The organism is Wenyingzhuangia sp. 2_MG-2023, from assembly GCF_030548295.1.
In the GTDB taxonomy this organism is placed as follows: domain Bacteria; phylum Bacteroidota; class Bacteroidia; order Flavobacteriales; family Flavobacteriaceae; genus Wenyingzhuangia.
In genome coordinates, this window is sequence record NZ_JAUOSB010000001.1 from 84,453 (window position 1) to 108,851 (window position 24,399).

Genomic DNA, 24,399 nt, shown 5'->3' on the forward strand with positions numbered 1-24,399 from the left:
TATGGTATTATTTATTTTGTAAAAGAAAATGTTTTTGAGTCTTGATGTCTCCATACTTTTACGGTATGTTGCTGATTAGCTAATTTTTTCATGATTTTAATAAAATCTTGTTCATTGGCTATTTTTTCCGAATTTAATTCAAATACGACGTCATCCACTTCAAATCCCATTTTAGCCAATTTACTATTCTTAGGAACAGAAACCAGTAACACTCCGTAGGTGTCAAACATTCCTGTTGCAGAAAGTTCTGCTTCCGTTTCTAGTGTTTTAAATTTAGCTCCAAATAATACTTTCAACTTTGACTTCGCAAATACATTAGAGGCTACATCTTTAGGAGCAAGAATTTTAGGTTTCATTGCCAAATTTTTCAATTTATCAGAAGTAACACCAAAACCAGTCATCTCAAAGTTTTTAAAACCAAGACTTAATGCTGCTGATTTATTTGAGACGGTAAAGTCGCCATGTTGAGGTTTTCCCGAAAAAAGAACATTACCATACAAACTTTCAGCATCATCCTGTGTTTGTTCTTGTGCACCGTAAGCAGGTACAACATTTTCAGAATCAGGATTGTGAACGAAATTGAAATTTCTAGTTCCTCCCCAAAGTGTTGGATTACTAGAACGATATATTGGTGAACCCCATAGAATATTTCTTTCAAAAATATCATGTGTTGGTTTTGGATAGGGCACATTACAGGTGTATCCTTTTCCGAGGATTACATTATTTGTAACGGTACGGTGATATCCTTCACGTGTTTTTATACCACCTGATAGACTTATATTATTGTAAATCTCATAATTGGTAGATCCATCATCCAAGTCGATATCCCAACCATGATCACATTGCATTCTGTTATTTCTAATAGTAGTTGTCTGATAAGCATCCCACAAAGGAGCATTTGGATATTTCTCTATATAATAACTAATCATTGCTTTTCCATTCTTATCTCTAAAGTCAGGTCCAGAAGGTCCAGCTCTAAACCAAATAACGATCTCTTCCCCAAGAATTAAAAGCTCCATGATCGTGTGTTTCTAAAACCGTTTCAAAACAATCATTCCATTCTATAATATGACCTCCCCAAGTACCATCGCAAACGTTAATGGCAGCTCTTGGTGTGTGACTAATGGTGTTATGACGAAGTGTAATTCTTGATGACATAGAAATATTAATTCCTGAGGCTTGTTTTTCAAAACGACCACAAAGCATCATTAAATTATTTTCAACAATACAATCTGCTGGATACTCTTCAGATTTAGGTCCAATAGTAGTATCTATTTCATCCAATGGTGGAGGAAGATGTTGAAAACTAAATGAAGGATCACGAACTGCAGCAAAGGAACCAACAAAGTTCACATCCGTAGAACCATTATTTTGAAAAATATTTTCTTTTATTTGGATATTACGACTGTAGCTATCAACAAATACTGCATTTCCTCCCAATTCTTTAAAAGAACAATGATCGATGACAATATTTTCTGTTCCTCTCATATGGATGGCTCCACCACGGTATACACACCAATCACTTCTTAGTAAAGGCTCAATGGTTTCTCTTAAAGTTCTTTTAGTACCTGTAAAATGAATCCCTGTAATATGAACGTTTTTAACAGCTTTGTTTGTTTCGTAATTTTTAACAACGGTCTCTTTTTGTGCATTACCACTTTTGTGAATAACCATTTCTGCAACAGGTAGTTTATAATCTCCGTAAACTTCAATAAGGTGCTTAATTTGAAGCACAGCTTCAATTTTTGTGTTGTTAAGATTTACATGCGCTTCTGGCATATAATACAACCAACCGTCCTTAGTATTATGATACCATTCCCCAGGAACATCTAATTCTTCAAAAACGTTTTCTATCATTCGATACCCTTTGTGAGGTGGAGCAGAACGGTTGTTTTGCCAACCCCCTTCGTACACCAATTCGCCTTTATTGTTTTTACCAGTCACAAAATAATGCTGACTTCCCCATAATCCTCTGTGCATACCGTTTAGAATGGCTCCGGTAGGATCTTTCCATTCAGCCGCTTTTTTAGCATCCCAAGCATCTGGAGCTGCTCCTGAAAAAGGAACTGTTCCTGCTTTTTTTCCACGTACAGAAGGATCACCATCTGTAGGTATAAAACCAGTATTAAAATTAGGATATCGTGCCATGTGTTGTCTTTTCTGATCTACAAAAAGTTGATCAATTGCATTTAAATCTCCCACATGGGTACGATAAATACCATCTTTAAATTTTTCCCATTTAGAGGTGATTAATTGTGCTCCTGTAATAACTACGTTTTCATTTTTAGCTGCCGAATAAACAACAGGAAATTGTTCACTACCACTATCTGCTGTGGTAATTTGTAAAGGTGTTTTTAATCTATAAACTCCCTCATGTATCATAATGTTACATGCTTCTTTTCCTATACGTCCACTAGCTCTTAATTTAGCTTGAGCTGCTTTTATAGTTAGCAAAGGTTTAGACTCTGTTCCATCATTGGCATCCGAACCATGGGGTGCGACATGAATATCTAGTGCATACATTGACACAACACACAAGATTAATAATAAGGTAATTACTTTTTTCATTCCTTTTTAAATAGTAAATTATTTTGCTTTATCTTCTGCATATATATTTACTTCTCTATCATTTTGTTGAAGTTTTCCAGGAGTACTTCTTCCTTTGTCAACATAAGATTGAAGTAGTTGGGTTAATTCTTCTACTTTTTCAGGGTATTTATCATATAGATTGGTAGTCTCTGCAATATCACTAGACAAATCAAATAACTGCAAACTAGGAGATCCTGCTGGAGTTTTACCAGCTCTTGGAGTACTCCAACCACCAGACCCAGGACAAAGTGCTAGTTTCCAATTTCCTTTTCTGATAGAAAAAGACCCATTAATAATATGACTAATGATGTCTTCTCTATTTGTTTTTGTTGGATTTTTTAACGTTGGTAAAAAAGAAATGGCATCTACACCTGATGTTTCATCTAATGTTATCCCTGTAATATCAGAACAAGTAGCAATAAAGTCAGTCATACATGTTAGTCTATCTGTTTGCGTTCCTGCTTCTATAACTTCTGGCCAACGAATGATAAAAGGAACTCTATGTCCACCTTCGTAGATATCAGCTTTATTTCCTCTTAAATTTCCACTAGGTGAGTGTCCTTTCTTTTGTAAAGCAGGAATTTTTGCAGCAGGTGAACATCCATTATCCGTAGAAAATAAAACAATGGTGTTTTTGGCTAAATTCTGTTTGTCAAGTGCTTTTAATACTTCTCCTACAACCCAATCCGTTTCCATTAAAAAATCTCCATAAGGACCCAATTCAGATTTTCCTCTCCATTTTTCACTAGGAACAATAGGAGTATGCGGAGAAGTTAAAGGTAGGTATAAAAAGAAAGGTTCTTTTTCTCCAGCTCTCTCATTTATGTAATCAACAGATTTTTCTGCAAAAACTTGCAAACATTCACCTGATTTAAAATTGGGAGCAGAAGGCCCTTTTCTAGAACGTACCTTTGGGTCACTCATAACCGAAGGAAGTTCTGTTACTTTTTCATTTTCAATATATACATACGGAGGCATATCTAAAGAAGCTGCTATTCCATAAAAGTAATCAAAACCATTACTTGTAGGCGTTATGGCTGGTTTTGTATAATCTATATTCCATCCACTACCTATTTGCCATTTCTCTTTTTTGTAATTAGGTAACAATTCCCAACCAATACCTAAGTGCCATTTACCAACCATAGCTGTATGGTAATCTGCTTGCTTTAACAAATTTGCAACCGTTGTTTCCCCTTTTTTGATTAATGGTTTGGTCGTAGGTTTATTGATGACATGTTTAGCTAATGTTGTACGCCAATTGTAACGTCCTGTTAAAAGAGAATAGCGAGACGGAGTCAAACAGAAGATGAAGTATGTGCATCCGTAAAACGAATGCCTTCTGCAGCCATACGATCTATGTTTGGTGTTGCAGCTTTCCCTGTAGTATGAGAAACATCACCTATCCCCATATCATCGGCATAAATAAAAATGATATTAGGACGACTTGTATCTGCTTTCTTTTGAGCCCATATATTTTTACCCAAAATTAAAACTATAACTGTAATTATTGATTTGTACATTTAATACGTCTTATGTTTGTGAATATCACAAAAATATAACATACCACTAGTAAATATATTCTCTAACTCACCATTTCCTTGCTCTATATTAATAAAAACAAACTCTAGAACATGACAACTAAGAGTTCTGCTTCTATTTAACTAAAAGTATGTTACCTACTGATTTTAAACTAAATACCACGTAATATTCTAACCCAAAAAAATAATTAACAATGAAGTTTTAAGTCATTTAGAGCAAGTTTTTGACGATATAGAGAAAATACTATTGTTATATATATAGAGTAACTTTGAAGAAGTTTATCGGAAGAAAATAACTAAAGTAGGAAGAAGTACCAAAGGAGGATTTTCTAAAAATGACATAGATACCTCGTTGTATATTTTAGTAATCTTAAATGATAAAAAAAGTGCCAGTTCGAGTGATTTTTGATAGAAAATTGTATCGAGAATCATTTTTTTCCTGAAATTAAGTTTTTGATTCAAAACTATTTTGAATTTCTTTCAAATTGATAAATTTCACTCTAAATGCACAACGGGTATAGCTAATATTATTCCATGGAAAAGTGAAAACAATTAAAACTCAATAAAATATTACAGGCTAAGGGGAAACCCGTTATTGGTCTAATTTATTTAAGAATAAATAACATTTTGTATCTACGTTTTTAATTTGCTAACTAAGTAACTATAATCATGAATAAATTTTTAACATTCTTTTTATCTTTCATCTTATTTTCACAGTTTGTGAATGCACAATTTTTGTGGCTAGAAGATGAAACAAATACGCGTAAAATTGAGTTTACAGCCGAAGAAGATGTACCTACAAATTTAACAGGAAACTTTCCAAACCCTAATACTTCAGGGATTAATACACACACCCTTGTCTCTAAATACAATAGACCTGCAGGGACTAGTAATTTTTTACCTTTTAACCTGTTCAATTATGTGACCGATTTAACTGATTATACAGTTACGCTTAAAGCATATATAGACATACCTACTGAAGAGCTAACGTCTAACAACTCAAAACTTAGAGTGTTTTTTCAAAGTTCTGATGAAGGAACACGTGTTTATGAACAATTGAAATTCACAGTTGGGCAAGAATGGGAAACTTTTACGTTTCATTTTCAGGATGTTGCTATTCCACAAAATGTACTAGATGTTGGAGGATACGACCTTATGATAATTGGTTTAGCCAATGGTAGTAAAGAAGAACCAGCTATGACTTACTATTTTGATGAAATATATGGATCAACAGATCAAACAACAACTACTATAGGTCATCCAGCGGCGTGGTTAGCGGGTTCATGGGGAGGTACATTTCCTGTTTGGGGTGGAGAAAGACTAGATGCAGAAGTAGCAAGTGGCCATGATGCTATAAGCGGTGTACAGGAGCTAGTAACAGAACTTCCTGCTCTAGGACATGTGATTACAAATCTTTCTTATTTTGCTCATTCACATTATTTTACTATCAGAGATAATACCAATGTAGATGTAGCTACTGAAATACACGAAAGTTTAGTACCTAGTACTGAGAATCAAGAAATTATGATTGAAGTTTTACAAACGCTAAAAAACTCTGGGAAGAAGATTATTTTATACATATCTACAAATTATTTAAATAGGGCAAGTGATGAAGCACAAGCTGCTTGGACAGCCTATTATACAGCAAATTTTGATGGAAATGAATATTTAGCTTATAAGGATTTAGTACAAGGATTTATTCCTGCTATAGCAGAATATGCTGATGGATATTGGTTCGATACAACCTCAACACTTCGTGACGATGGATATTTAGAAGATTTTGTACAAATGTTTAAAGATGCAGATCCTGGAGCTGCGATGTCAGTTTCTGAGTTTGGGCATTTACATTATATAGAGGGAGAAGCAGTTACTGTTGATTCTGATGGAATTGATGATGAAGACGAAAGAGATTATAATGTATCCAATTTTAGAGGAAATAACTCTTATTCAGATTTTACAAGAGGTCATGTTTCTTCATTAGGTGGTGGTGCTCCTCCAAATTCATGGGGATATGAAGAGTTTACAATCCCTGCTATGGTTGGCAATCCATGGTCTATTTATGAAAAAAAACAAGTATTAAAACATGCATGGTTTCCCATTAGAGCTTCTTGGCATGGTACCAGATCTGATTTAATATTTGGAATAGAAGACGCTTACAGGTTTTCTAAAATTCTTATCGATGCCAAAGCTGGAGTTACATTTGCTAATACGGTATCTAGTACTGCTGGAATTGCAGGATATATGACTCCTGACGAAATGGTGATTATGAAAACAATTAACGATAGATTGATGGCTAGTCCAATACCTGATTACGAACCCTATGTAAGACCTGAAGGAGCTTTTCTAGTTGGGAATTCCGATGAAGTTCTTTTATCAACAGATGATTTTATTAACTCCTCATCTAATCCATCTCAAATTAACTTGTTTCCTAATCCTGTAGTTGATGAGTTAACAATTACTAGTATAGGTACAGATGTTACCGATATGGAAATTTATACGATACTAGGTACTAGAGTATTCACAAAAACATGGAACAATGGAACTTCAACCATAAAATTAGATTTGTCTACACTACATCCAGGAATCTATTTTGTAAACCTTTTAAGTGGTAACAACCATAATATCACTAAAAAAATAATAATATCTAAATAAACATAGTCTATAACAGACTTTTGTCTGTCCATACACTAGCCTTAGAGCATTTATACCCCCAGAAAGTCATCTACCTAGTAGAATAAAAACCTATTGACTGATATGTTTACACACATGGTTGTTTTTGATATTTATAGTGTATTATTTGTATTTACATAAATAATTATCATAGTTAGGAGTGTTTTTTTACGAAAACAGTGGATTTAAACAACGTTATGATTAAATACAGAAATGTTTTGCATTCCATAAAACATTTCTTTGTATAAAATTTAAAATAATAATAATGAGAAAAAATACTTTAATTTATTTATTTGCTATGTTTTTTATATCACAGATATATAGTCAAAACATAGTTAAACCAAATATTGTTTTTGTTTATGCAGATGATTTAGGTTGGCAAGATACTCAGTTAAATGATGTTGGGGATGTTGTTCCTTGGGAAACACCAAATATGTTAGCATTGGCTCAAAGTGGAGCTAATTTTTCACAAGCCTATGCTTCAGCACCAAGTTGTGCACCATCAAGAGGAGGTACCATGAGTGGTAGAATGCCTCTTAAAAATAAAATGACTCATGTAGCTGGAGGTCAAATACCTGAAGGGAAAAATTCAAATAAAATCATACCTTCATATTTTCCGGGTAGATTACAACTTGACGAAGTTACCATAGCTGAAGCGTTGAAACCTTTAGGATATGTATCTGGTCATGTTGGTAAATGGCATATGGCAGCGAATCACAATATTTATCCAGAGGCCGTAGATCAAGGTTTTGATTACCAAGATACTGATAGAGGGATTACGAGAAGTATCGGTGACAGGTCTGTTGACTTTGCTACAGATGCTGAAGATGATCCTTATCGATTAGATGAAGATGGAAGACCTTATGATGCGGTAACAGAACTTGCATTGGATTTTATGGCTGATAACAAAGAAGAACCCTTTTTTCTTTACATGGCTCATTGGTTGGTGCACTCTCCTATTTAAACAAGAGATTTAGCATTGCTACAATATTATTGTGATAAATTAGGAATACCTCTACCAACATCGGATGCAAATATTACGACTTCTGGGCAAACAAATCCATATTATGGAGCAATGATTGCTAGTTTAGATTGGAGTTTAGGGAGAGTTGTAGATTATTTAAAAGAAACGGATGACCCAAGAAATCCAGGGAAAAAATTATTTGAAACGACGTACATTATTTTTTCATCAGATAATGGAGGTGCAGAAGTTCATGGGTCAGAAATTATTACAGATAACTATCCTTTAGATTTAGGGAAAACAAACACCAAAGAAGGTGGTTTGCGTACTCCTCTTGTGATTGCTGGACCTGGTATTGTAGAAAATCAATTATATGATAATATGGTTTCTCATTTAGATTTTTACCCTACAATTATGGAGGTTACAGGAGCTGATGAGCATGCTGATAATACAGATGTAATAGCTAATTTAGATGGTGTCAGTTTATATCCGTTTTTAAGTGGAACTGAAACAGAAATAAAAAACAATGACGATACAGTAAGAACAGATCTTTTTTGGCATTTTCCTCATGGAACAGATGCAAGATCATCGTCAGCGATTAGAAGTGGAAATTATAAATTGTATAAATCTATGTTGATGGAGGTTATTATGAAGCTTATAAATTGTATAATGACGATGGATCTGATAATGATATAGAGGAGATGTATGATGTGATAGATACGATGGATGCATCTCTTAAAAATGAAATGATCTTAAAATTAGAGACTCTTTTAGCAGAAAACAATGCAAGATACCCAGTGTTTAATCCTGATTATAATGGTGATCCATTAGAAAATCAAGATATTGTTCCGTCTGTTGCTTCAACAGTTTTTGATCAGGATACAGGTGTAGCTACAGCAACATTAACTACTAATCCTGGAGATGCTATTATTGAAACGGCTTATTTACTATATAGGATAGTAGATGAAGATTCAAAAGAAATAGAGTGGTTTGAACTTCCTGCAACTATAAATGGCAATGTGATTACGGCTGAAGTGCCAGAAGTAGCCACAGGGATTATCTTTACGTTAGTAGATGAAAATAATTTTTTAGTAAAATCGGAAGCACTATCAATATTTAATCCTCATAAGATAACAATTAATAGTTCTGATGCTGTGCAGTCTTTTAAAATAGTAAGTGAATATGCTGAATTGATAGGAAATACAACTGTAGGTGGTACAGCTTATTTACAAGCGAGGACTGAAGAAGGAGGAGATGGAGCTAAATTTTATGTAAAAGCTCCTGCTGATGTTGCATCTATAACTTGTGATAAAATTACATTGGGTATTATATCTCAAGCAGGAGATGTAGTAAATGTAGATATTAAAATTGCGGGTGAAACACAAAGTTTTACGTATATAAGTACCAATAATAATACTCCTGAATTATTCGAATTTGATACTCCAATTACATTTACACAAGCATCTCAAGAGATAGAAATTATAACAACATCACTTTCTAATTCAGATGAGTTAACACCGAGAGTGAGATTTGTAGATCTTATATTTAATGTTTCAGAAGTTGTAGAACCACTTCATGAAATAACGCTGAATAGTTCAGATTTGGAACAAACTTTTCTTGCTTTAGATAATTACTCTGAATTGATTGGAAACACAACCGAAGGTAGTAGTTATTTACAAACTAGAACAGAAATTGATCCAGATGATAATGTTGAGGGAGATGGAGTTAAATTTCTTGTAAAATCAGAAGAAGGTTATGAGATGGCTCTAAATAAAGTTGCATTTGATGTTATTTCTCAAAAGGAGGATGTTGTAGATGTTGCCATTACCATTAATGGAAATACTCAACAACCACCTACATATACAAGTGGAGGGAATAGAGAAGGAAACAGTTTTGAATATGTATTTGATACTCCAATTACATTAACAAACAGTGAAGCCATAGAAATCAAAATTGTAACTACAGGACTTACAAATCCAGTAGAGTCAGCACCAAGATTCAGAATTGAAGATATTGTCTTTAGTCTAAAAGAAGTTACTTTAGGAATTGATGATGTTGATAAAGAGAGTAATGAAAGTTTAAGTCTATATCCCAATCCGGTGAAGAATGCTTTTAGTCTTACAAAGGAAGTAGTATCAGGTACCTTATACAACGTGTCTGGAGCCAAAGTATATGAATTTACTAACACTTATAGAGATATTAATATATCGAATCTACCATCAGGCTTATACATCTTAAATGTGATGTTTAAGGATGGTAGTAACAGAAGAATAAAACTATTAAAAGAATAGTTTATTATTTCCCAATTAACGAACCCCCTCTAATTTTAGAGGGGGTTCGTTTTATATAAAATTGTTAGAAAATAAAGTTATTGTATTTACTTAGTTTGATTTCCATATATCATAATTCTTCATTCATGTTTAGTAATAATTTTTTAATGATCTAGACACAAGTAGAGTTAAAAGACTAGAAATATTAGAAATGCAACAAGTCAACTCCTTTAGATATAAAAAACACCCTGAAATTTAATTTTGAGGTGCTTTTATATATTAGAAAATAATAGTAATGGTTCAGTTATATTTAAACGAGGTATAGGTTCCTTAAATAGCATATATCTTTAGTACACAATAAAAATACCAAGTAGTTTTAATACATGAGAACCTGGTTTAAAGAAGAGATTTTTATAGCTATAAGAAGAGTTGTTGAACTTTATCATTTCTATAAAGCTATAATAGATAAGATATAGCATAAGAAGGACTCTCTACAAATATGTAAATCAATAAAAGCAAAAAAGGTTCCTTAGTTAAATATAACTAAGGAACCTTTTTTTATTGGATGAATGCGTTACTTACTGTTTAATAAAACGTACCGCTTGTTTAGTTCCATTACTTAATTGAACCTTAAATAAATACAAACCTGTTGCTAGATTTGAAACATTAAATTCTTTTTGAGATCCAAATGTTTTAACTTTTTGTCCAGTTAAATTAAATATTTCAGCAGAAAGAATATCTTTTGAAATTTCAAAAGTATTCACTACGTTGGTAGGGTATATTGCTAATGTAGAATCGTTTAATTCTTGACCATCAACGGACAATGATGTAATAGGAGCTATTTCTTTATTGCTAGAAACGGTATCAATATAATAATTAAGATCGTTATCTAAATTCGTAAATCTAGCACTTTGATATATTGTTCTAAGCTCTGCACTAACGATGTCTGTTTCTGGAGTTGCCCCAGAAAATGAGCTAAAATCAAAGTTCAATTGATGCCAACCAGCTTCTTTATCTTCTTGAAATTTAACCTGTACATAAGATGTATTCCCATTAGCATCAAATAAAAATAGTCTAAAACGTACAGCACTATCATAATTTTTGATATAATCGAATTCAGGAAAATATGCGCGTACAGTTACTTCTAAAGTAGAAACATCCTCTATAGGAATACCATACCCAGAGTTAAAATCTAACTTAACTTGTTTGTTTTCTGCAGTAGAATTAGCAGCTACTTTCCATAAGGTTACATTTGTAGTACTTGTTGGGTCTGTCGCATCAGGATTTGCTACTGTTGTTATAGAACAACCATCACATGGAGTTGTTAATGTTAAATCAGTAACAGCGTTGTCAACATCATACCAAACTTCTTGCGAAAAGGTTACTACTGTTGTTAATAAAGTTAGAGTAATTGTAAGTAATTGTTTTTTCATAATATATATATTAAAGATTAATACATTCAAAAATAGAAGGATAGAATGATGTTTTCTTGCTTGATTCAGTCAATAACATGCTTTATTCTTGTGGTTTTTTTTATAGTTTAAGAGTTCGTTGAACTTTGTCATTTCTATAAGCTAAAAATAGATAAGATCTAGAATAAGCAGAGTTCCTCTATGAATTTGTAAATTATAAAAACAAAAAAGTTTCTTAGTAAATGAATACTAAGAAACTTTCTTATGATCTAATCTGTTATTTTAATGCAAATATTTACTCTTTTATAACTTTTAATGTTTTAAAACCAAATGGAGTCTTAATCTTTGCAAAGTAAATTCCTGTTGCTAAATCACTAACATCGTAGTTTCCATTACCATTAAATGTTTTTAATAAACGACCAGTAATATTATATAATTTTACATTTTCAATAGCTATACTAGAGTCTATTTGAAAACTGCTTGTTACAGGATTAGGATAAGCAACCATAGAAGCATTAACGAATTCAATGTTATCTGTTGGTAACGTAAGCTGAAGAAGGACCTTGAAAAGCATCTAGATAATATATATTTCCTGTAGCAAGAAAATCCGCATCAGGTTGGTCAATTAATAGGTTTACAGTGCTATAAGATACACCTTCTGTAAGGTTTGTCTCTGAAAAATCAAAGGTGTATTCTTGCCATTGATCAAAAACAGTAACATCAATTGTAACGTTCTTTTGTCCTGCTGTTTCAGTTCCATCTCGTAAAAACAATCTTAATCTTCTACCAGAACTTCCATCTACATTAGTTGAAGGTGCATAGGCTCTTATTTTAAAAATAGCAGAGGATTGATTTGCTGTTGTAATAACACCTGGTAATTGAAACTTTATTTGCGAGTGTGCTTCATCTTCTTTTGTGAATTTGGCAACTAATGGACTGCTATTTCCAATAGTAGTTGGTGTAGTCACTGCTGATTCTTGTTCTAAAAACACACCACCTAGTACTTCAAAAATTGTTGCTCCAAATATATCTGAACTATAGTGATGATACCACTCATTTCCTGCATCCAAAACTGCTTCTGGATCTAAAGTATCTACAGGAACAACTTTATCAATAACATTAAAATTATATACTCTTACTGCAGTAACTGATTCTGAAGTACCTAAATCTAAATCTATAACTTCAAATTTAATAGGTGTTGGTGTTGTTGAAAATGTAACAGTTCCAGCATAAGTAGCAGTTAATGCTTGATATAGACCAGTACCACCTTCAGTCTCGCTATATGTAAAAGTTTGTGGTGTTTCATATAAATATCCACATCCGTATACTGGTATTGAATAGTCAAAACGATTTGTCTATACCCGTAACTACATTTGTTAAAATGCTTTCCCAAGAAATCCATGTAATTCCAATATGATTGACATCTACGTGCGTTTTGAAATTTGGATCTCTTAACAAACTATTCACCAAGATTCCATCTGCAACCGCATGGTAAAGCCATTGTTCCTGTAATGGGCTGTCAACATCGTTAAAAAAATCATCCCTTTTAGGATCCTGCGTATTTAAAATTAGAATCCTTATCACAGACACCTGCTCCTCTAAAGCAATGGCTATGCTATATATCCTTATTCACCCCATATAATAAAAGCATCTCCCCCCCCATGCATCAAATCTGCAACAGATATTTTTTTCCTTTTTTAATATGTTTAGCCCCACCACACCAACAACAAAAAAATTATCGATATTCTTTGCTTTGGCTAAAGGTAAACCCTCTATAAACAATCCTCGTATATTGGTAAAACAATTTAGAATTGTCATACGTTTTAAAAGTATCTACAAATTCATAATTAGGAGTTATAAATACTCCTTCTTTCTTTAAAATACTTTTACATATTTGGGATCTGCATACTCCTCTTGAGCAAAAAAAACGAAGTGTACTAGTCTATAAAAAAGCAAACTTAACTTTGATAATTTCAAGAAATTTGCTTCCATCTTATTTATATACTTTAGAAATTTCCATTGCACAATCTTTCCCAAATGCCTCTACTAACAATTTAAAGTAAGTAACCCCAACCTCTTTTCTTTTTTGAGCAAGTTCTGGTTTGTCTTTAAATTCTTTAGTTACGTTCCAATGATTTTTAGTATGTACCAATTTTAACTCATATAGCTTCCGTTTTTCTACATCCTGTAACTTTATATTAGCCTCCACTTTACTGATGTACTTTTTCACATTTACATCTAAATTGCTTTGTCAAAAAGCGGAGAAATTCATCAAAAAATCAAACGACAATGATAAAAACAATTGTTTTCTTGTCGTAAATTGTATTTTACAAACACTAAATCAACTCTTAACCAACAATAATTGTTTCTCTAATCTAGTAACGATTTGCTTAAACAAACTTCATAATACAGCAATAAAATGCTTAAAAACAGCAAAGATGAAGAACTCAAATCGTCTATTTTCACATATGCTAATAAAACCAAGAAATAGTCTTTATTCTAACAAAAGGTGTTTTCTTAAATTGAGGTATTTAATATTAAAAGTCACCTTTGAATTATGCAAAAAACGATATGTAAAATGATAAACAAAATCTTATTTTCATTAATTATTACCTGTTCATCCTTCTGTATAGCTCAAGAAAAAACAGCTGTTTCAACTAAACATAATTATCCCGAATTTTCATGGGACACCATGCCTTTGTATATGCACCTACGTAAAACAACAGCTTTTACAAAAGAAGAAATTAAGTTTATAGCAAAACACCCATTAATTACTTTTGAAAAAACAACAGGAAGTAGAACTTATGGCTCTACAGAAGCAGGGACGATAAAAGCTGCGGAAGCAGTTAAAAAAACAAACCCCAATACAAAAATTTTGTATTATAAAAATGTAGTTATTAATTGGCCAAGTTATCAAGAAGATGAAGCTTTTTTAAAAAAACATCCTGAAGCAATTTTAGTAGATGAAAAAGGAAAAAAAGCTCTAATGACTAATAATAAGACTGGTTTTTTTGATTTATCTCAAGAAAATGTTCGTAATTATTGGATTGATCATGTTGCCAAGATAACAAGTAACCCATATATTGATGGTATATTCATGGATGCAAACATCAAGGTATTAGTTCCTTCTTTTTTTAAAAGTCGTGTTGGTGATGCAAAACAAAAAGAGTTAGAAACAGGCTACTTATCAATGATGAACCAGTTAAACACAAGATTAGGAAAAGACAATTTATTGATTGCAAATATTTTAAGAGTTCGTCCAGAATTTAAAGATGTCGGTAGAGAATATTTAAAGTTTTTTAACGGATCATATCTAGAAGGATTTGAACATGAAAGTTTTGGAATGAGTTATGCAGATTATTTAGCTAAAGGGATTGAAGCTGTTCAAAAATCAGCAAGAGAAGGCAATGTTATTGCCATGTCTTTAGGTTTAGGAGAAGCAGGAGAGCATACAGTGGTAGGTTTTGATGATCAAAGAAAAGAAGTGGTTTTAGATGATTCCTTTTCTAATCGCTTAGACTATCTACTAGCTATCTTTTTAGTGTGTGCAGAAAAATATAGTTATGTATACCCTCATGACGGTTACAGTGTAAATGAACGTAGAGATGGCAAAGGAAACGATTCATCTGTGTGGTTAAAAACATTTCCTCAGTACAAAAAGAAATTAGGAGCTCCAAAAGGTCCAGCTCAAAAAGAAGGGTATGTATATACTAGATCTTTTGAATATCTAGACGTCACCTTAGACATAGAAAAGAAAACAGCAACATTAGATTGGAAATAAATAAAGTATACAAAACAATAACAATTATAAAAATGAAAACAATACATAGTTTTTTGATAGGAATTCTAGCAGTTTCTCTTTTCTCTATTCCCGTTCAGGGTCAGAAAAATAGCATACAACCCAATGTCATTATTTTTTATGCTGATGATTTAGGTTGGCAGGACACAGAAATAAATAATCTGGACGAACCAAGCCCATGGGAAACGCCTAATATTTCAAAATTAGCCAAAGATGCCATAAACTTTACGAACGGATATTCTCCTGCACCTACATGTGCTCCGTCTAGATGTGCTGTTTTAAGTGGGTTACATCCTACCAAAACAGGAGTAACACACGTTGCTGGGGGGCAAATGCCTAACGCAGAGCAAAGCCAAAATTATATATCACCTTTTTTTGAAGGAGGATTGTTTCCAAAACATTTTACAATTGCGGAAGCTTTAAAAATGAATGGATATACAACAGGACATATTGGAAAATGGCATGCAGGACATGACGATTCTCAAAAATCAAAAAACCAAGGTTTTGATTTTGTTCATGAATCTAGAGGAGCACATCAAGGGCCAAAAAAGCCAGACAATCGTTTGAATACATTTGCGACAAAAGCAAAGAATGATCCTTACCGTTTAAGTGATGAAAAATATCCTCCTTTTACCAAAGAATCTCCAGAAGGAATTTCATACCCATATGATGAAATTACAGAGAATGCTCTTAAATTTATTGATGAAAGCAAAAAAGAACCTTTCTTCTTATATTTAGCACATTGGATGGTACATTCTCCAATTCACACTAAAAACCGCGAGTTATTACAATACTACTGTGATAAGTTAGGAATTGATTTCCCAACAAAAGATGTACCTGTAACTACAGAAGGTCAAACCAATCCTTATTTTGGATCTATGGTAACCACTTTAGACTGGAGTTTAGGACGTGTGGTAGACTTACTAAAGAAAACAGACGACCCTAGAAATCCTGGTAAAAAACTTTATGAAACTACATACATCTTTTTCTCTTCTGATAATGGAGCTGTTGAACACGTAGGTAAAGAAATTGTAACGGATAACTTTCCTTTAGATGAAGGAAAAAAATATGCTCAAGAAGGAGGTATTAGAGTGCCAATGCTAATTTCTGGACCAAATATACCAAAAGGGAAAGTATATGATGGATTGGTAAATCAATTAGATTTTTACCCAACAATTTTAGACCTTACAAATAGTAAGATACCTACTAAGTACAGTTCAGATTTAGATGGATCAGATATTTCCGGTGTTTTGTTAAATAATGAAACTGTTATCAAAAATAACAATGGAGAGCCAAGAGAAGATTTATGGTGGCATTTTCCTCATAATCGTGAATTTCAAATGCAATCTGCAATAAGAGCGGGAGATTATAAATTGTATAAAAACCATGTAAAAGGTAATTATGAATTATACCGTTTGTACAAAAATGGTGAAAGAGCAGATTTAGAAGAGAAATTTGACATTGCAGAACAGTCTCCTGAGGTCGTTAAAGATTTATCTACCAGATTAGAAAAATATTTAAAAGATTACGATGCTAAATTCCCTTATAAAAATCCTTCAAAAATAAAAGGAGAACCAGAAAATGTAGCTGCTATTCCAAAAATTAAAACAGATTCTTTTGATCCTTCATCACGTAAAATTACAGTTACATTAGAAAAAGGGAACTCTAAAGTTATTGAGTTTTATGGATTGATATCTTACAAAGATTTACATGCCGTTTCAAAAAATGGAAAACAAAGAAAAGTTCACGAACCTTTTACAAAATTAGAAGGAGAATTTAATAAAAAGACCTCAGAATATACCTTAACACTTCCAGTTGGAGTAACAGAAGCAGGTATCATTTTTATAGATGAAAACAGATTTATGGTTAAAAGTAAATTTCATGCTTTAAAAGCACCTAAAAAAGTTAAGAAAAACAGAAAAAATAAAACACTTACAAATGAAAAATAAAACAAATCTTTTAGGTTTATTATTCTTATCACTATTTGTATCTAATACGATGAATAGTCAAAAGAATTCTAAATTAATAAAACCAAATGTCATCATTTTTTATGCAGATGATTTAGGTTGGCAAGACGTACAATTAAATGACCTGGATGAGCCGTGTGCTTGGGATACGCCAAACATTGCAAAACTGGCAAAAGATGCCATCAACTTTACGAATGCATATTCTCCAGCACCTACTTGTGCTCCATCAAGATCTGCACTTTTAAGTGGATTGCATCCTGCTAAAACAGGGATAACCAATGTGAGTGGAGGTGGAATTCCTAAGGCTCAAAGATCAGAACAATATATCAATCCTTATTTTCCAGAGGGATTAATGCCTGAAAACTTTACCATTGCTGAAGCTTTAAAAATGAATGGTTATAAAACCGGACATGTTGGAAAATGGCATGCAGGAGCAATGGATATACAGAGCTCTAAAAATCAAGGTTTTGATTTTGCGCATGAATCTAGAGGAGCACACCAAGGACCTAAAAAGCCAGATACTCGTTTGACTGCATTTGCAACAAATGACGCTAATGATCCATATCGTTTAAGTAAAGAAAAATATTTTCCTTTTACAAAGGAGAACCCTAAAGGAATTTCTTATCCAACGGATGCGGTTACAGAAAATGCACTTAAATTTATTACCGAAAGTAAAGAGGAACCTTTCTTTTTATATTTAGCACATTGGATGGTTCATTATCCAATTCACTCAAAAAACCGCGCATTATTAGACTATTATTGTGATAAATTAGGAGTAGAGCTTCCAGAAGTAGATGCTGAATGGACTAAAGAAGGTCAGAACAATCCTTATTTTGGGGCTATGGTTACCACCTTAGATTGGAGTTTAGGTCGTGTGGTAGATTTGTTAAAGAAAACAGACGATCCTAGAAATCCTGGTAAAAAATTATACGAGACTACTTACATTTTCTTTTCATCGGATAATGGTGGAGCAGAAACTCGTAAAGCTGAAGTAATGTCTGACAATGCTCCTTTAGATAAGGGTAAAAAATATAGCGAAGAAGGTGGTATTAGAGTCCCAATGCTTATTTCTGGACCAAGTATTCCAAAGGAAAAAACAAAAGATGTTTTAATCAATCAATTAGACTTCTATCCAACTATTTTAAACCTTACAAATAGTAAAATACCTTCTAAATACAGTGATGATTTAGATGGACTAGATATTTCTGATGTCTTGTTAAATAACGAAAGTGATGTAAAAGATAACAAAGGAAAACCTAGAGAAGATTTATGGTGGCATTATCCTTATGGAGATGATGTTAAAAACCAATCGGCTATTAGATCTGGAGACTATAAATTGTATAAAAACTTTAACTCAGGTAAATATGTATTACATCGTTTGTATAAAGACGGAAAACGATATGATTTAGAAGAGCAAAATGATATTGCAGCACAATCTCCCAAAATTGTTAAGAAATTAGCTACTAAGCTAGAAAAGTATCTTAAAGATTACGATGCTAAACTGCCTTATAAAAGTATCACAAATGTTAAAGACCCTTCAGAGAAAGAAAAATTAGCGTTAATTCCAGTAGTTGCAACGGATGTATATGATGCGAATTCTCGTACAGTTACTATTCAATTAGAAAAAGGAAAATCGAATGTGATTGAAAGCTATGCGCTTATTAAAATTTCTGATAAACCAAGTGCTACAGGAAAGAAAAAATTACACACAACATACATAGAAGTACCTTTAGAGTCTAGTAAAGATAAATTAACATACACTGTTAATGTACCAAAAGATGCACATGCATGTGGTGTTGTTTTTATAGATGAAAATAGATTCATGGTAACAAGTAAATTTCATGAATTAATAAAGGCACCAAAAAAGAAAAAGAAGGGTAAAAAAAAGAGTAAAAAGAAAAACAAAAAATAGTGTCTCATTTTTAGTTAAAAAATCAGGTCTATTTTTAATAGATCAAAAATATATTTATGTTTTAAGAATGATTCTAAAACATAAAGAAATATAGATCTAAAAAGAATACCTAAAACAGGAGTCACGATAATATTGTTTCTCCTGTTTTTTTTATAGAAATAGCTGATGCACAAGAGAATTCAAAAAAACTTAAAAACAGTAAACCAAACATCATCTTGGTTATGACAGATGATCAAGGTATGGATATTTTACACCAAATAATAAAACGTGTATTTTAATAATGTATTGTTACACAACCAAACAATTGTACAAACAAAAGATTCTAGAATAATTGTATTAGATATCGTTTGGGTTGATTTAGATATGAACTTAACTAAAAAGAAACTACATATTAGTATCCTTGAAAATTAAAACAAGTGGTAATCTATTCCAAAAATATTGAGTTGTTACCACTCTCTCAAGTATTTCATTATGATGACACAAAACATACAAGACAATTTTTCCTCAGATTTAGCATTTCTTAAAAAACACACAGATACTATTGTACTAAAGCAAGGCAACAGTGCTGTAGTAGTGGCTCCTTTATATCAAGGACGTGTTATGACCAGTACTACTAATATTGAAAAAGGTGCAGGTTTTGGATGGATTAATAAAAAGGTAATTAAAGCTGGTTTTTTATCAGACGAAGAACGTCAAGGAAAAATTGAAAACCAGATTTACGTTTTTGGAGGTGAAGAACGTTTTTGGCTAGGACCAGAAGGCGGACAATTTTCTATCTTTTTTAAACCCGGTGATACTTTTGATTTTTCGAATTGGAAAACTCCATCTGTAATAGACACAGATGCTTTTACATTAGTTTCTAAAACAGAAAGCAGTGCAGAATTTAAGCACAGTTGTGAATTGATCAATAAAAGTGGTACTATTTTTAAAATGGGAATTGGTCGTACCGTAACTATTTTAAACAAGCAATCAGTAGAAGAAATTCTTAAAAAAGAACTATCAGATAAAATTGAGTTTGTGGCCTATCAAACCAACAATCAAATCACAAATATAGGAGAAAAACCTTGGATTCCAGAAACAGGCTTGCCTTCTATATGGATGTTAGGAATGTACAATCCATCACCAGAAACCACTATTGTAATACCTTTTGTAGAAGGAGAGGAAAGTGAATTAGGAGAAAAAGTTAACGACACTTATTTTGGAAAAATACCTGAAGATTATTTACAAACAAAAGACCATGTTTTGTTTATGAAAGGAGATGGAACCAAACGAGGAAAAATTGGGGTTGGACCTAAAAGAACTAAAGGGGTTGCAGGTAGTTATGATGCTAATGGAGGAGTTTTAAATTTAGTGACTTACAATGAACAAGAAGCCGTTTGTGGTTATGTTAACTCTACCTGGGAAGAACAAAAAGAGCCTTTTGCAGGAGATGTACTAAACGCATACAATGATGGTGCTCCAGAACCTGGAGTAGCTCCAATGGGTCCTTTTTACGAGCTAGAAACATCATCACCAGCAGCTGCCTTAAAACCAAATGAAACGATGGTTCATATTCAAACAACCATACACTTACAAGGAGACAAAGAGGAGCTAAATACCATTGCTGAACAAATTTTAGGAGTAAGCCTAAATGAGATCAAATCTACTTTTTAATGAAGTTTGTAGTCAAAAATAAAAACGTAATTTGTTGGTTAACTTGTGCCATGATTGCATTTGTAGGAAATCTATATGGACAGCAAATTCAGAAGCCAAACATTATTGTTATTTATACAGATGATCAAGGATTTGGAGATGTAAGTGCTTTAAACAAAGAAGCAAAATTTAAAACACCAAATTTAGATCTTTTAGCAAAAGAAGGAGTTTTGTTTACAAATGGGCACAGTGCTTCTTCAATATGTACACCTTCTAGATATTCTTTGTTAACAGGACGCTATAGTTGGAGAACAACACTTAAAAATGGTGTGATGAAATCTGAAGCGACATGTTTGATAGAAGATGGAAGAGAAACATTGGCGTCACTTTTAAAAAAACAAGGATACAATACAGGAATGGTTGGGAAATGGCATTTGGGAATGGATTTTCCAGGTACCCCAAAAAATCGTGATTGGTCTAAACCCATACAAGATATGCCTTTAGACAAGGGCTTTGATTATTTTTATGGAATTCCTGCTTCTTTAAATTTTGGGATTTTAGCTTGGTTTGAAGGAAGGTATGCTAAAGTACCTCCTACATTGTATACCAACAAAAAGAAAAATGACAGACATGTGGATTATAGAATTATGCCTCCATATGATACTACTCCACAAGAAACTAAAGAAAAATTAGGGAAACATGGGTTTGAAGTTGCTCCTGATTTTACGGACGATCAATGTTTAACTCGCTTTACAGAAAAAGCAATAGATTGGATGAAGACGGTAGAAACTGAAGCTAAAAAAGACAAACCTTTTTTTCTGTATTTACCTTATACTTCTCCACATTATCCAGTAGCTCCACTACCAGAATTTAAAGGACAAGGAGATGCAGGTGCTTATGGTGAATTTGTCATAGAAACAGATCATCATGTTGGACAAATTTTAGCGTATTTAAAAGAGTCAGGATTAGATGACAATACCTTGATTGTTTTCACCAGTGATAATGGTCCTGAAAATTCTTGGGATAAACGTATTACAGATTTTAATCACGATAGTAGAGGTGGTTTTAAAGAAGGAAAACGTTCAGTTTACGAAGGAGGTCATAGAGTCCCTTTTATTGTTCGCTGGCCAAAAGGAATTAAAAAACCTGGTAGAACATGGGAGCAGCCTGTAGGACAAGTAGATTTATTAGCTACTTTTGCTGGTTTATTGGACGTTCATATTTCTGACAATGCTGCAGAAGATAGTCAAAGTTTTGCTTCAGTTTTAACAACAACTCAAAGTACATATAACCGTTTACCTATTATAAATAGAGGAGATAACGGAAAAAATGCCAGGTATGCTATTACCGAAGGAAACTGGAAATTGATTTTACCATCTGAAAAGGAAGAAGAAGGAATTGAATTATATGACTTAGATAATGACCTTAGTGAGGAGACAAATTTAGCAAAGAAATACCCTAAAAAAGTAAAGGATTTAACAGCTAAAATAAATAAAATTATTGCTAGTGGACGTACCACAGAAGGAACGTATCAAAAAAATGATACAGGGTATTGGTCTGATTTATCTTGGATGACAGCAAACGAATATGATGTGCTAGCAACAAAAACTAAATAAACAACAATTGAAATCAGAATGAGAGTAAATAAAATCATTTATTGTGCATTTTTCATGGTCTTTTTAGGTCTAAATGGATGTAAACAAAAAGAGGAAACAAGCAAAGTTGAAACTCCCATTTTTGACCAAACTACAAATTGGGCTTTGTTAAATAAAGCTGATGCTGTGAAAAACGGAAATAGTTATGCATGGGATGTTGAGTTTGAGCATCCTGTAGATTATGTTGTGCAAGTTGTTTTTGATGCTCTACCAATAAATGAGACTATTGCAACAGTAACAATTAATGCTCAGGAGTTAGGTGGAAAAATTCAACAAAATTATACTACTTATGATCATAAAATAGTTTCTGAGTTTCAGAAAACGATTAAAATTAGTGACATCACAAAAAAGCATGTTTTGACTATTGAAACAGAAGCAAATTTTAATCAAATAAGAATTATTCCTTCTTATAAAAACCCCATTGGTTCTGGAGTACATCACAAAGAATGGTTAAAAATGCACACATCTCCAGAAAAACAAGCTGCTTTAAAATGGTTTAAACAAGCTAAGTTTGGAATGTTTATTCATTGGGGATTGTATTCAGAAATAGGAGGTGTTTGGAAAGGAACCAAAATAAACAATTCTCCTTTTCCTGGTCCAAAAGTGGCAGAATGGTTAATGCATGCCTTTCAAATTTCTAGAGCTGAATATGCTGCTCTGGCAGAAACATTCAATCCCGACAAATCTTTTGCTAAAAATATCGCAAAATTAGCTAAAGATGCTGGAATGAAGTATGTTGTAATTACCTCAAAACATCACGATGGATTTGCTTTGTTTGATTCAAAATGCTCCGAGTATGACATGGTAGATGCAACTCCTTACAAAGCAGATATTGTTAAAGAATTGTACGAAGCTTGTTTAGAAGAAGGTTTGGATTTTGGAGTCTATTATTCTCACGGAAATGACTGGATGGATGGAACAGATGGAAACTATGCCAATGTAAAAAAAGTGAATGATTCTTTAGGTATTTATACACATTCATCTGGCAAAAACAGATGGGATCCCAGTCCCAACACGCATGTTTCTTATATAAAGAAAAAAGCAATGCCTCAAGTAGAAGAATTGATTCAATTGTTACCAAAACTAAAATTAATTTGGTTTGACGGTGAAGGTTTTGTAACAGAAGAGCAGTCTTTTGATTTCTATAAAAAAGTTTATGAATTAAATCCAAATATTTTAGTAAACCGAAGAGTGGGTTGGAATTTTGGAGATTATGAAGATGCAGGAGATAATAAAATTCCATCTGCAGACGATGTGATTGAAAAGTACTGGGAAACTTGCGGAACAACCAATAATTCATGGGGATATAAATCTTATGATTACGATTGGAAAACCACTAAAGAAACTTTATATTACATTATTGATATTGCCTCAAAAGGAGGAAATTACTTGTTGAACATTGGACCTGATGGTAAAGGAAATGTTCCTTTAGAAAGTCAGAATATATTAAGAGAAGTTGGACAATGGATGCATACCAATGGTGAAGCTATTTATGGAACTACTCGTTGGAAAACAGCAAATGAAGGACAAAAAGAAACTTTGCTAAATGGTACAGGCCATAGAGCAGAAAAAAGTTTTCAGAAAGAATTTACTCCTAACGATTTTTGGTTTACAACTAAAGAGAATAATATCTATGCAATTTCCTTAGTAAAACCGAGAGAGACTACCATTATTCATGCTTTTAACAAGAATAATGTGGCAATTAAAAATGTATCTGTTTTAGGCTATAAAAAACCCATATCTTGGACACAAACAGAAAAGGGACTTGAAGTTGACACCTCAGGAATAACAACCGATGAAAATGGATTTGTTGTGGTTATCAATTTAACAAACTGAAGAAAAAACAATGCAAAGCATTAAACCGAATGTTTTACATATAAATAGTTTAAAACTTTAAATGGGAGATTACAGAAAGGATTTGAAAGATACGAGAACGCAACAAACAACTATATAGTAATATTTTTGAGTTCTAATCATTAACTCATAATTTAAAC

General features: G+C 32.7%; 17 protein-coding genes and 1 pseudogene. 9 read left to right on the top strand and 9 right to left on the bottom strand.

Annotated features, from left to right (window positions below; translation table 11 throughout):
- Positions 1-11: 11 nt before the first annotated feature.
- From Q4548_RS00330 to Q4548_RS00345, 4 genes are read right to left on the bottom strand one after another with little or no spacing between them, the layout of a single operon-like run.
- Positions 12-1,019, bottom strand: coding sequence for a PDZ domain-containing protein (locus Q4548_RS00330; protein ID WP_303450051.1), 1,008 nt, complete (start codon positions 1,017-1,019; stop codon positions 12-14).
- Positions 976-2,568, bottom strand: a complete 1,593-nt coding sequence (locus Q4548_RS00335) for a right-handed parallel beta-helix repeat-containing protein (RefSeq protein ID WP_303450053.1) — start codon at positions 2,566-2,568, stop codon at positions 976-978. Before Q4548_RS00335 ends, Q4548_RS00330 begins: the two co-directional genes overlap by 44 nt.
- Before the next feature lie 18 nt (positions 2,569-2,586).
- Complete coding sequence (locus tag Q4548_RS00340) at positions 2,587-3,888, bottom strand: arylsulfatase (protein WP_303450055.1); 1,302 nt, start codon at positions 3,886-3,888, stop codon at positions 2,587-2,589.
- Positions 3,885-4,109 carry a sulfatase-like hydrolase/transferase gene (locus tag Q4548_RS00345; protein WP_303450057.1) on the bottom strand — a complete coding sequence of 75 codons (225 nt, stop codon included), beginning with the start codon at positions 4,107-4,109 and terminating at the stop codon, positions 3,885-3,887. The genes Q4548_RS00340 and Q4548_RS00345 overlap by 4 nt, the downstream gene beginning before the upstream one ends.
- Before the next feature lie 687 nt (positions 4,110-4,796).
- Here Q4548_RS00345 and Q4548_RS00350 point away from each other — a divergent pair.
- The 3 genes and pseudogenes from Q4548_RS00350 to Q4548_RS00360 all read left to right on the top strand — a co-directional run bounded on the left by Q4548_RS00350 (position 4,797) and on the right by Q4548_RS00360 (position 10,049).
- Complete coding sequence (locus tag Q4548_RS00350; protein ID WP_303450059.1) at positions 4,797-6,779, top strand: T9SS type A sorting domain-containing protein; 1,983 nt, start codon at positions 4,797-4,799, stop codon at positions 6,777-6,779.
- A 316-nt stretch (positions 6,780-7,095) separates the two neighbouring features.
- A pseudogene (locus Q4548_RS00355) lies at positions 7,096-8,454 on the top strand (sulfatase-like hydrolase/transferase).
- A complete protein-coding gene (locus tag Q4548_RS00360; protein WP_303450061.1) occupies positions 8,421-10,049 on the top strand; it encodes a T9SS type A sorting domain-containing protein in 1,629 nt (542 codons plus the stop codon). The pseudogene Q4548_RS00355 and the gene Q4548_RS00360 overlap by 34 nt, the downstream one beginning before the upstream one ends.
- A gap of 557 nt (positions 10,050-10,606) precedes the next feature.
- Here Q4548_RS00360 and Q4548_RS00365 read toward each other — a convergent pair.
- From Q4548_RS00365 to Q4548_RS00385, 5 genes are all read right to left on the bottom strand, one after another.
- Positions 10,607-11,461: a T9SS type A sorting domain-containing protein gene (locus Q4548_RS00365; RefSeq protein ID WP_303450062.1), complete on the bottom strand. Its 855-nt coding sequence runs from the start codon at positions 11,459-11,461 to the stop codon at positions 10,607-10,609.
- 274 nt (positions 11,462-11,735) lie between these two features.
- A complete protein-coding gene (locus tag Q4548_RS00370) occupies positions 11,736-12,014 on the bottom strand; it encodes a T9SS type A sorting domain-containing protein (protein ID WP_303450064.1) in 279 nt (92 codons plus the stop codon).
- Positions 11,971-12,510 carry a hypothetical protein gene (locus tag Q4548_RS00375; protein ID WP_303450066.1) on the bottom strand — a complete coding sequence of 180 codons (540 nt, stop codon included), beginning with the start codon at positions 12,508-12,510 and terminating at the stop codon, positions 11,971-11,973. The genes Q4548_RS00370 and Q4548_RS00375 overlap by 44 nt, the downstream gene beginning before the upstream one ends.
- A 271-nt stretch (positions 12,511-12,781) precedes the next feature.
- On the bottom strand, positions 12,782-13,024 hold the full coding sequence (locus tag Q4548_RS00380) for a hypothetical protein (RefSeq protein WP_303450068.1): 243 nt from the start codon (positions 13,022-13,024) through the stop codon (positions 12,782-12,784).
- Between the two features lie 409 nt (positions 13,025-13,433).
- Positions 13,434-13,670: a hypothetical protein gene (locus Q4548_RS00385; RefSeq protein ID WP_303450070.1), complete on the bottom strand. Its 237-nt coding sequence runs from the start codon at positions 13,668-13,670 to the stop codon at positions 13,434-13,436.
- Positions 13,671-14,018: 348 nt separating this feature from the next.
- Between Q4548_RS00385 and Q4548_RS00390 the strand changes: the two genes are divergently transcribed.
- The 6 genes from Q4548_RS00390 to Q4548_RS00415 all read left to right on the top strand — a co-directional run bounded on the left by Q4548_RS00390 (position 14,019) and on the right by Q4548_RS00415 (position 24,241).
- Entirely contained in the window at positions 14,019-15,221 is a 1,203-nt protein-coding gene (locus Q4548_RS00390; protein ID WP_303450072.1) for a putative glycoside hydrolase, read from the top strand.
- A gap of 32 nt (positions 15,222-15,253) precedes the next feature.
- Positions 15,254-17,188: a sulfatase gene (locus tag Q4548_RS00395; RefSeq protein ID WP_303450075.1), complete on the top strand. Its 1,935-nt coding sequence runs from the start codon at positions 15,254-15,256 to the stop codon at positions 17,186-17,188.
- A complete protein-coding gene (locus Q4548_RS00400; RefSeq protein WP_303450077.1) occupies positions 17,178-19,118 on the top strand; it encodes a sulfatase in 1,941 nt (646 codons plus the stop codon). The genes Q4548_RS00395 and Q4548_RS00400 overlap by 11 nt, the downstream gene beginning before the upstream one ends.
- Before the next feature lie 471 nt (positions 19,119-19,589).
- Positions 19,590-20,771: a DUF6786 family protein gene (locus tag Q4548_RS00405; protein ID WP_303450081.1), complete on the top strand. Its 1,182-nt coding sequence runs from the start codon at positions 19,590-19,592 to the stop codon at positions 20,769-20,771.
- Entirely contained in the window at positions 20,771-22,366 is a 1,596-nt protein-coding gene (locus Q4548_RS00410; RefSeq protein ID WP_303450083.1) for an arylsulfatase, read from the top strand. Before Q4548_RS00405 ends, Q4548_RS00410 begins: the two co-directional genes overlap by 1 nt.
- Before the next feature lie 18 nt (positions 22,367-22,384).
- A complete protein-coding gene (locus tag Q4548_RS00415) occupies positions 22,385-24,241 on the top strand; it encodes an alpha-L-fucosidase (RefSeq protein ID WP_303450086.1) in 1,857 nt (618 codons plus the stop codon).
- Positions 24,242-24,399 lie beyond the last annotated feature (158 nt).